This window comes from Bradyrhizobium sp. 142 (assembly GCF_023074015.1).
Classification (GTDB): Bacteria; Pseudomonadota; Alphaproteobacteria; order Rhizobiales; family Xanthobacteraceae; genus Bradyrhizobium.
In genome coordinates, this window is record NZ_JADPKQ010000461.1 from 1 (window position 1) to 9175 (window position 9175).

The 9175-nt window shown below is 64.5% G+C and carries 7 protein-coding genes and 2 pseudogenes; 4 read left to right on the top strand and 5 right to left on the bottom strand.

The genetic code is table 11. From position 1 onward, the window contains the following. Positions 1-139: 139 nt before the first annotated feature. Both IVA82_RS42065 and IVA82_RS42070 read right to left on the bottom strand, forming a co-directional pair. Positions 140-1826 (bottom strand): annotated as a pseudogene (locus IVA82_RS42065) (mucoidy inhibitor MuiA family protein). Positions 1827-1987: 161 nt separating this feature from the next. Continuing rightward, positions 1988-3194, bottom strand: a pseudogene (locus IVA82_RS42070) (NnrS family protein). Positions 3195-3328: 134 nt separating this feature from the next. Between IVA82_RS42070 and IVA82_RS42075 the strand changes: the two are divergent. Beyond that, a complete protein-coding gene (locus IVA82_RS42075; RefSeq protein WP_247382616.1) occupies positions 3329-4039 on the top strand; it encodes a Crp/Fnr family transcriptional regulator in 711 nt (236 codons plus the stop codon). Positions 4040-4221: 182 nt separating this feature from the next. On the opposite strand, the gene IVA82_RS42080 is transcribed toward IVA82_RS42075, so the two are convergent. Continuing rightward, positions 4222-4419, bottom strand: a complete 198-nt coding sequence (locus IVA82_RS42080) for a DUF1858 domain-containing protein (RefSeq protein ID WP_247382617.1) — start codon at positions 4417-4419, stop codon at positions 4222-4224. A 189-nt stretch (positions 4420-4608) separates the two neighbouring features. After that, the gene (gene hemN, locus IVA82_RS42085; protein WP_247382618.1) at positions 4609-5961 is read right to left on the bottom strand and encodes an oxygen-independent coproporphyrinogen III oxidase; all 1353 of its coding nucleotides are present in this window, start codon (positions 5959-5961) and stop codon (positions 4609-4611) included. A gap of 177 nt (positions 5962-6138) precedes the next feature. Here hemN and IVA82_RS42090 point away from each other — a divergent pair, with 177 nt between their 5' ends. The 3 genes from IVA82_RS42090 (at position 6139) to IVA82_RS42100 (ending at position 8614) form a co-directional block, all read left to right on the top strand. Continuing rightward, positions 6139-6345 (top strand): hypothetical protein, encoded by a 207-nt coding sequence (locus tag IVA82_RS42090; RefSeq protein WP_247382619.1) that lies wholly within the window; start codon positions 6139-6141, stop codon positions 6343-6345. Between the two features lie 240 nt (positions 6346-6585). Continuing rightward, on the top strand, positions 6586-7683 hold the full coding sequence (gene nirK / locus IVA82_RS42095) for a copper-containing nitrite reductase (RefSeq protein WP_247382620.1): 1098 nt from the start codon (positions 6586-6588) through the stop codon (positions 7681-7683). Positions 7684-7735: 52 nt separating this feature from the next. Next, the gene (locus IVA82_RS42100; protein ID WP_247382621.1) at positions 7736-8614 is read left to right on the top strand and encodes an SUMF1/EgtB/PvdO family nonheme iron enzyme; all 879 of its coding nucleotides are present in this window, start codon (positions 7736-7738) and stop codon (positions 8612-8614) included. Between the two features lie 244 nt (positions 8615-8858). On the opposite strand, the gene IVA82_RS42105 is transcribed toward IVA82_RS42100, so the two are convergent. Then, entirely contained in the window at positions 8859-9038 is a 180-nt protein-coding gene (locus IVA82_RS42105; RefSeq protein ID WP_247493888.1) for a hypothetical protein, read from the bottom strand. Between the last annotated feature and the right edge of the window lie 137 nt (positions 9039-9175).

Genomic DNA, 9175 nt, shown 5'->3' on the forward strand with positions numbered 1-9175 from the left:
CCCTTTTCTGTGTCTCGACAACCAGAAAGTATCCGGTTCACGCTGGATTTGCCGGGCATGCGCTGCGGCATAGTGAATCATTCCCGGGACAGCCCTGCGCAAGCGGGAGAGGGAGCGCACTTCCTTCGCGGCCAAAATCCTAGCCGGCCGGGACGATCACCATGCCCTTGTCCTTGGGCCAGCGGATGCGCCAGGCGAAGTTGATGTCCCTGATCTCGCCAGGCTTGGCGTCGAACGACCATTCCTGCACGCCGCGCCGGTCGCGGATGCTGCTTGCGGTCGGCGGAGTGCTCGACGGCAGCATCTCGACCACGATGTCCTCGTTCTCGCTGATCGGCAATTGGTCCTCGATCGCGACGCGAATCGGGAAGTCGTGGCCGTTGCGAACGGTGGTCTTGAATGCGCGCTCGTCGGTCTTCGACGTCGTAACCAAAAGGCCAGCCGAGCCTTCGTTGCGCTTGAGCACGGCGCGCTCGATCCTCACCTTGTCGTCGGCGCCGAAGCCGAGCCGAACGATGTCGTCCTTGGCGGGGGCCGAGATCTTGCCGCGGCCGACGAAGACGCCGTCGCGATAGATCGCAACCTTACCCGGCAGCAGTGCCGCATCGTCCGCCTGCTTGAAGCTCGCTTCGAGGAAGGCGGTCGGATCCATCACAGGTGCGGCGCGCACCGCGAGATCGGCGGGCACGTTTATTGACGCGATGCGCAGGCTCTTGGCGCCTTCGACAGCGCCGAGGCTGACGCGGCCGGGAATTTTGAACGTGGCCTGGAAGTCGCCGATCTCGGCGACCGCCTGCTGCTCGTCGGCGCGTTGGTCCATGTTAAGATCTTCCCTGGACCTCATCGCATAGGGGGCTTCCACCTTTCGCTGCATCGGTGCTGCCGCAGGCGTCGCCGTATCAGAGACTGACCCCAGCGCCCGCGGTTTCGGCGGTTGCGGATATTGCGCGACCAGCGGGTTCAGCTCCGGCGCGCTGCCGCCGCGGCCGATACGAACCGTGGATACGCCGAGCGTGACGTTTGACCTAGTCCTCGCCGGTCGACTGCGTGACCTCGGCGCGGCGGATCAACTCGATCTGCGGCTTGCGGTCTTTGGCGCCGGTATCGAGCCGGGCGTCGTAGAGCGGCAGCCAGCGCGCGTTGCGAACGGCGTAAGTCACCCGCAGCGTCGCCTTGGTCGCGGCGGCGGAGGCGACATCGATCCGCACCTCCAGCTTGCTCGGCGGCTTGGCCGAACGCTCGGCTTCGAGCTGCGCGATCTGGCGGTCGATCTCGCGCTGCCTTCGCGCCGCGTCACGGATCGTGGTGTCGGCGGTCGCGATCTCCTCGGCAACGGCGACAAAGGCCGCGCGCCATTCGGTGATCGGACGGGCCTCGCCCTTCTCGCCCAGGCCGGCTGGGGAGGCTTCGGCAAAATGCTGCGCGAATTTGCGCCGGGCGGTGGCGGAATCGATCGTGCCTTGCAGATCGGCGCGCTGGTCACTGAGCGCTTCAATGCGCTTGTCGAGTTCTGACAGGTTGACCGGCGGCGCCGCCCGCGGCGGCCGCGCGTCGATGGTGCCAATCGTGAGTTTTGTGCCCGCTTCGCCCTCGACGCGGAGGGAGGACGGATCGAGCGAGAGCGGAAAGTCCTTGGCAACGAGGGTGCTGTCACCGGAGGCAAGATCCAGTGCGATGATTCGGGTGACGGTGGCGCCATCGGGATAGACAGTGACGGCATGGATGGCCGATGTGGCATCCACGTCGGCGGCCCATGACGGCAACGCGAGCGCCGTGGTCACCAGGACCAGGCCCGTCGTCGCCAAGCATTTTGCGGTGATGCGCATCAAACTTCCTCCCTGCCGGTATCGCCGCGCCGCCAGCCGGACGCGCGATGAATGCCACGCCATCGTGGTGAGACGCGGCAGGGAAGGAACTGGTTCGATTGGGGTTTCCGTGGGGCGTGGCTGCGGCAGCACCAAGGCCGCGGAACGCATCGGCGCGCCCCTCAGCGTGCCGGAGCGGCTGCGCCGAGCGTGGCGAGTGCGCGCCACCGGCTACCGGCAAGCAGCGGACCGAACGCAATCGCAAAGCCGAGGAACGCAAGGACCCAACCGCAGGCGGCGATGTGCAGCAGCGCATCGCTATGCGCAGGCAATACCACGGCAGCGACACGCGCCAGTGCCCCAACGATGATCGCAAGGTAGATTGCTTGTGTCGCCGGCGAGGCCGTCAGCGCCTGTCCGGTGTGGCCAAGGCTTGCGCGCGTCATCACCGCGAGCGTCATGGTTCCGGCTGCGCCCGCCATCCAGGCGTGAATGCCCGCGCTCGGCGGCAGCGCGCCGAAGCCGGCTGCGGCGTGCAGCAGGAAGCCCAGCGGCACGAAGCCATAGCCGACATGCAGGACCAGCAGCAGCCGTTCGCGCGAAGTCCGATCGCCGGCCCAGCGCGAAAGCCGCACCAGGTGCAGCACACCGACAAGTGCCATCGCGATACCGGTGACCACATTCAGCGGCGCCACGATCCAAGAGATCAGCGCAAGCGCGCTGCATCCGATCACCGCACCGTCAAAACGTCCGAACGGCATCGGCAGACGGCCGGGATTGACCTTGACCAGCCAGTTGCGAGTGAAGCTGGGAATGATGCGACCGCCGATCAGCGAGATCAGCAGCACGACCACGCCGATGCCGACGCGGATGCTGACATCGGCCGCGCCCTCATAATGCGCCTCCAGATGAAAAGCGACATTGCCAGCGAGCAGCACCAGCACCAGCCCCACCACGGGCAGATTGCGCCAGTTGCCACCGGCGATGATTTCGCGGGTTGCGGCGGCGACAACCAGCGCCAGGAAGGCGGCATCGACCGCAAGCGCAAACGCCCAGCCGATATCGGCCGACAAGATCACCGCAGCCGGCAAGCCAGACCGCCACCAGCGCACCCAGCGGCGTGCCATTGATCGGCAGTCGCCCGGTCCAGTTCGGGATCGCCGTAAACAGGAATCCCGTGACCACCGCAGGCAGGAAGCCATAGAGCATCTCGTGGACGTGCCAGTCGCGCGGCGCGAAGGTCGAGGTTACCGACAGCTCGCCGTAAAACATCGGCAGCCAGACCAGAATCGACAACCCGGCCTGAATCGCGGCGAGCAGAAAGAAGGGCCGAAAGCTGTTCGCAAACAGCGGCCAGCCCTCAAAATTGCGGGATCGGGCGGCAGCCATGGGGCAACTCCTGTGACATCAGACCGTTACTTGGAAAAATACTGCCGCTCAGCTAGTTCCGTTTTGCGCTATCGCAAACACCGGGACGATTGGAGGTGCCATCACACTCCCGAGCGCCACGCCAAGGAGGCAGAATGGCCAGGGTCGACACATCGCTGGTGACGCATTTGCCGCTGTTTGCCGGAGTCAAGCCCGACGAGCTCGAGGAGATCCTGCGCGAGGCGCGTTCGGGGCGTTACCCGAAGAACAGCGCCATCTTCGAGCAGGGCGCAGATGCGCAGTCCTTCTTCCTACTGTTGCACGGCCATGTCCGCGCCGCCAAGACCACGCCGACCGGCGAGCAGATCGTGGTGCGCTACGTCGCACCCGGCGAGACCTTCGGGCTCGCCATGGCGATCGGGCTTGCGCACTATCCGGCAACCGCGACCGCGGTCGACGACAGCGTCGTCCTGATCTGGCCGACCGCCGCCTGGCCGCGGCTGGCCGAGCGGTTTCCATCGCTCGCCGCCAATACGTTGCAGACGGTCGGGGCGCGGCTTCAGGAGAGCCACACCCGCATCCTCGAGATGTCGACCCAGCAGGTCGAGCAGCGCGTCGCGCATGCGTTGCTGCGCCTCGCCAAGCAATCCGGCAAGAAGCTCGATCAGGGCATCGAGATCGACTTCCCGATCAGCCGCCAGGACATCGCGCAGATGACAGGTACCACGCTGCATACCGTGAGCCGCATTCTGTCCGGCTGGGAGAGCCAAGGCCTCGTCGAGAGCGGTCGCCAGCGCATCATTCTGCGCGAGCCGCACAGGATCGTCGTGCTGGCGGAGCGCAGCGCGGACAGCGGCGCGGCGTAAGAACGTCTCCCTCTCCCCGTTGTGACGGGGCCGCGACGAGCTTCGCGCGCGCTGAGAGCGTCGGGGTGAGGCGCCGGCTCCGCAATCATATCGACAGTTGGACTCGCGGAAACTCCCCCTCACCCGAATTTGCGCTTTGCGCAAATTCGACCTCTTCCCGCAAGCGGGGCGAGGTGAAGAACTCACGCCGGCACGCAATCGCACAGCGCGGCGAGGAATTTTTCGCGGTCGATGCCATGCTCGCGGCAGGCGTCGTCCACTGTGTGGAATGTCGCGATCGGGCAACCGATACAGGCCATCCTGAAAGCGAGAAACACAGCGATCGTGTACGGCGCCGAGCGCATGATGTCGTCGACTAGATCGTCGGATCGGAAGGGCATGGACAGTCTCCGTTCCGACCGGACGATAGCGGAGCTGGTGGCGATCTCTTTGTCGAAACGCAAGCTCCACTCGTCATTCCGGGGCGCGCCCTCATTGGCGCGAGCCCGGAATCCATTTCTCCACGTCGCGTGCTGCACGATGGATCCCGGGTTCGCACTTCGCGCGCCCCGGAATGACGGAGAGAGACTTCAAACCGCCCGGCTGTGCAGTTGCTTCGCGCTGTCGAGATGCGCATCGAACGCGGCGGCGACGCTGCGCACCAGGAAGCGCGAGTCGTTCGCAACCGCGAGACGGGCACCGTCAAGCCGGACGACCCCGTCCGAAATCAGCGGCGCCAGCCGCGGTGCTGATTTCAGCATCGCCTCCGGCATCGCGCCGTGGCGCGCGCAGATCGCACCGAGATCGGCACTGAACTCACACATGATGCGCTCGATAATGTCGGCGCGCAGCCGGTCGTCGTCGGTAAGTTCATAGCCTTTCGCGCTGGCCAGACGCCCGGCAGAAATTGCCTCCGAATAGGCGCCGATCTGCACCTCGTTCTGGACATAGCCCTGCGGCAGATGTCCGATTGCGCTCGCGCCGAAACCAAGCAGGACTTCGCCTTTATCGGTGGTGTAACCCTGGAAATTGCGCCGTAGCGTCCGCTCCTCACAGGCCATGGCCATGGGATCGTCGGGGCGCGCGAAATGATCAAGCCCGACCTGCACATAGCCGGCCTCCTTGAGCGCGTTGGCGATCGCGCAGGCCTGGTCGTGACGTGCAATCCCGTCCGGCAAAACGCCTTCGTTGATCATGCGCTGGTGTTTCTTGAAAGCCGGCACGTGCGCATAGCCGAACACCGAGAAACGGTCGGGCGCGAGCGCGAGAGCGCGTCGCACGGTGTCGAGACAGGAGGCGACGGTCTGGTGCGGCAGCCCGTAGATCAGATCGAAATTGATTCCCGCAATGCCGGCACGCCTGAGCATGTCGACGACGGAGGCCGTCTGCTCATAACTCTGTACGCGGTTGATCGCACGCTGCACGACGGGATCGAAGCTCTGCACTCCCAGGCTCGCACGGTTGACGCCGGACAGCCGCATCGCCTCCACCATGTCGGCAGTCAGCGTTCGCGGATCGATCTCGACCGCGATCTCCCCCGAGGGCAGCACGAAGAATGCCTGGCGCATCGCCGACATCAGTTCGGCGAACGCGTCCGGCGCCATGATCGTCGGCGTACCGCCGCCGAAATGGATATGCTCGACCTTGATACGGCGGCCGATGATTTCGGCGACCAGCCCAATCTCGCTGCGGAGCGTGCGCTGATAGGCCGCGACAAGCTCGTCGCGGCGGACAATCTGGGTATGGCAGCCGCAATACCAGCACATCTCACGGCAGAACGGCACGTGCAGATACAGTGACGCGCTGGCTCCGGCAGGGAGTTCGGCCAGCCACCGGGCGTAACTGTCTGCGCCGATCGCAGGCGAAAAATGCGGTGCGGTCGGATAGCTCGTGTAGCGCGGTAGACGTTCCTCGCCGTAGCTCGCCGCGAGATCAACCCTCATGTCTTACCCATTGGTAAATTCATGCCGCGCAGGATCGCAGCACATCCGAATGGCGTTGAAATTACTCCTTTTCGGGCGGGCTGCTTTTGCGCTCGCTCAAAGTATCGGCGCAGGATTGGAGCCATTGTGACATCTCATCAGTGCCTTCTGGAGAAAGGCCGTTTCTGGAGATAGACCATGGCGTCGCTCGCGCTCGATCTCGTTCTCTGGCTTACCGATGTTCGCGGCCACATCCCCCGCTTCGACGACTTTCGTCCCGTCCCCGCCGCCTCCTCAAGCGGCGCCGGCTATCTGGTACGCGTCCTGACCATCATGGCCTCTGTGTTCGCGGCGCTGTCGCTCGCGGTCTGGGGATGGGTCTGGCTTGCGATACAGCTTCTCTAGTCGACCTCCATAGATTGACGATCGAACGCCACCGACAATGCGAACGAGTTGCTGCTGGCGCGACTGAGGTCGCGCGGTGCGTCTGGTCGTATCCTTCCGCCAACGTTACCCGGCAAACCGCTTAAGGATCTTCACGGAAGGCGAATCCGGCCAAAGGTTGTTGCAGCGCAAATCAACTTGCCGCGATCGGCGCAGACTGCATCCCGTCATCAAAACCATTTCAGATGAAGGATGCTTCCGATGTTCACCCGCAGAGCCGCATTGATCAGCGCCGCCGCGACCGCCCTGATGCTGGCGACGCCCGCTTTCGCCGTCAACGAACTCAAGCTGCCGCGACAAAAGGTCGAACTGGTCGCCCCGCCCTTCGTGCATGCGCATGAGCAGGCGACGACCCAAGCGCCCAAGATCATGGAGTTCAGGCTTACGATCGAGGAAAAGAAAGTCGTCATCGACGAGAAGGGCACCACGTTCCAGGCCATGACTTTCAATGGCTCGATGCCAGGCCCGCTGATGGTCGTGCATGAGGGCGACTATGTCGAGGTGACGCTGGTCAACCCCGCCACCAACTCCATGCCGCACAACATCGACTTCCACGCCGCGACCGGCGCGCTTGGCGGCGGCGCACTCACCCTGGTCAATCCCGGCGAGCAGGTCGTGCTGCGCTGGAAAGCAACGCGGACCGGCGTATTCGTCTATCACTGCGCGCCGGGCGGCCCGATGATCCCGTGGCACGTCGTCTCCGGCATGAACGGCGCCGTGATGGTGTTGCCGCGCGACGGCCTCAACGATGGCAAGGGCCACGCGCTGAAATACGACAAGGTCTACTATATCGGCGAGCAGGACATGTACGTGCCGCGCGACGAGAAGGGCAATTTCAAGTCCTACGATTCGCCCGGCGAAGCCTTCACCGACACCGAAGAGGTGATGAAGAAGCTGGTCCCCTCCCACGTCGTGTTCAACGGCAAGGCCGGCGCGCTCACCGGCAAGAACGCGCTGACCGCCAAGGTCGGCGAGAACGTCCTGATCGTGCATTCGCAGGCCAATCGCGACAGCCGTCCGCATCTGATCGGCGGCCATGGCGACTATGTCTGGGAGACCGGAAAATTCTCCAACGCGCCGGAGACCGGGCTCGAGACCTGGTTCATCCGCGGCGGCTCGGCGGGGGCCGCACTCTACAAGTTCCTGCAGCCCGGCATCTACGCCTATGTCACGCATAATCTGATCGAGGCCGCCGACCTCGGCGCCACCGCGCACTTCAAGGTCGAAGGCAAGTGGAACGACGATCTGATGTCCCAGGTGAAGGCGCCTGCCGAGATACCGCCTGCCAACACCAACTAGACGCGACAAGGGGCCGGTGATCACCGGCCCCTTCTTGCTTCGGGGAACGAGCATGCTGATTGCATTCAAGTTGAAATTGGCGCTGGCCTGCGCGGCTGGACTTGCAGGGCCGATCGCAGTGGCGCCGCTGGTGTCGGAGATGGCGATCGACGGCACCGTGGCGGAACCTGCCATTGTCGAGGTCGCACCGGGCAGCTTCTCCTATCGGGAGGCCGGCGATTTCACGCGCGCCGGGCAGCAGGCGGAAGCGCCGCTGCGCGCCTTGCAGTTCAAGAGGCCGCTGCACATCATGCGACGTCAGGTTTCATCATCCGACTATCAGCTTTGTGTGCGGGACGGCGCGTGCCGCGCTCTCGATCGCGGCGTGTCCGTCGCACCCGATCGCCCCGCCGTGCAGGTGAGCTGGCACGATGCACAAGCCTATGCGGACTGGCTATCGCGCAAGACCGGCCACCGCTATCGCCTGCCGAGCGATGCGGAGTGGGCTTTTGCCGCCGGAAGCAGGTTCAAAGACGACGGCTCGCCGGTCGATGGCAGCGATCCGGCAAAACGCTGGATCAGCCGTTACGAGCGCGAATCCGAACGCGACTTCGCCGACGCCACGGCCTATCCGTTCGGCCATTTCGGCGCGAACGAGCACGGCATCGAGGACATCGCCGGCAATGTCTGGGAATGGACCTCGACCTGCTTCGTGCGCTCGCGCGTCGATGAAGCCGGCAATGCCGGCCGCCCGACGGTGAACTGCGGTGTGCGCGTCGCCGAAGGCGCCCATCGCGCCTACGTCACCGACTTCATCCGCGACGCCCGCGCCGGCGGCTGCGCGCAAGGCGTCCCGCCCGCCAATCTCGGCTTCCGCCTGGTGCGGGAGGAAACGCCGTGGGTGGCGAGCGTGTCGGCGAGATTCGACAAAATGTTGGCGGCGAGGTCCTAGCAAGTTGGGCGCTGCTGCGCGAATTGAAAGCGACAGCAGCGCCCAACGCTCCGTCATTGCGAGCGCAGCGAAGCGATCCAGACTGTCTCTGCGGAAACAGCCTGGATTGCTTCGTCGCAAGGGCTCCTCGCAATGACGATGTGGAGGCAGCCCGCGCCAAACCCCCGTGTCGTCCTGGCGAAGGCCAGGACCCATAACCACCGAAATGAGTTTTGCGAAAACTAGTGGTGATAATCCTTCGGGACTAGCACGGGCGGTACTCGATAGACCTCGCGGTATGGGTCCTGGCCTTCGCCAGCACGCCCGCGGTCAGAAAGCCGCGGATCAGCTTCAGGAGGCGCTTGTCAGCAACCCGCTTGGCAACCAGCCCCATCAGGATGTCGTGGTTGACCCGGTCGAAGAACTTCTCCAGATCGATGTCCACGACAAAGCCGTCCCACGACAAAGCCGTGGCCGGACGCGATGTACGCCTGCGCCTGTTCCACCGCCTGATGTGCCGAGCGCTTCGGCCGGAAGCCGAAGCTCGTCTCGGAGAACGTTCCGTCCCAGTCCGCTTGCAGC

Excerpts from the sequence above, each read along its gene's own strand:
- IVA82_RS42075 (WP_247382616.1), top strand. The coding sequence starts at position 3,329 with ATGGCCAGGGTCGACACATCGCTGGTGACGCATTTGCCGCTGTTTGCC.
- IVA82_RS42080 (WP_247382617.1), bottom strand. The coding sequence starts at position 4,419 with ATGCCCTTCCGATCCGACGATCTAGTCGACGACATCATGCGCTCGGCG.
- hemN (WP_247382618.1), bottom strand. The coding sequence starts at position 5,961 with ATGAGGGTTGATCTCGCGGCGAGCTACGGCGAGGAACGTCTACCGCGC.
- IVA82_RS42090 (WP_247382619.1), top strand. The coding sequence starts at position 6,139 with ATGGCGTCGCTCGCGCTCGATCTCGTTCTCTGGCTTACCGATGTTCGC.
- nirK (WP_247382620.1), top strand. The coding sequence starts at position 6,586 with ATGTTCACCCGCAGAGCCGCATTGATCAGCGCCGCCGCGACCGCCCTG.
- IVA82_RS42100 (WP_247382621.1), top strand. The coding sequence starts at position 7,736 with ATGCTGATTGCATTCAAGTTGAAATTGGCGCTGGCCTGCGCGGCTGGA.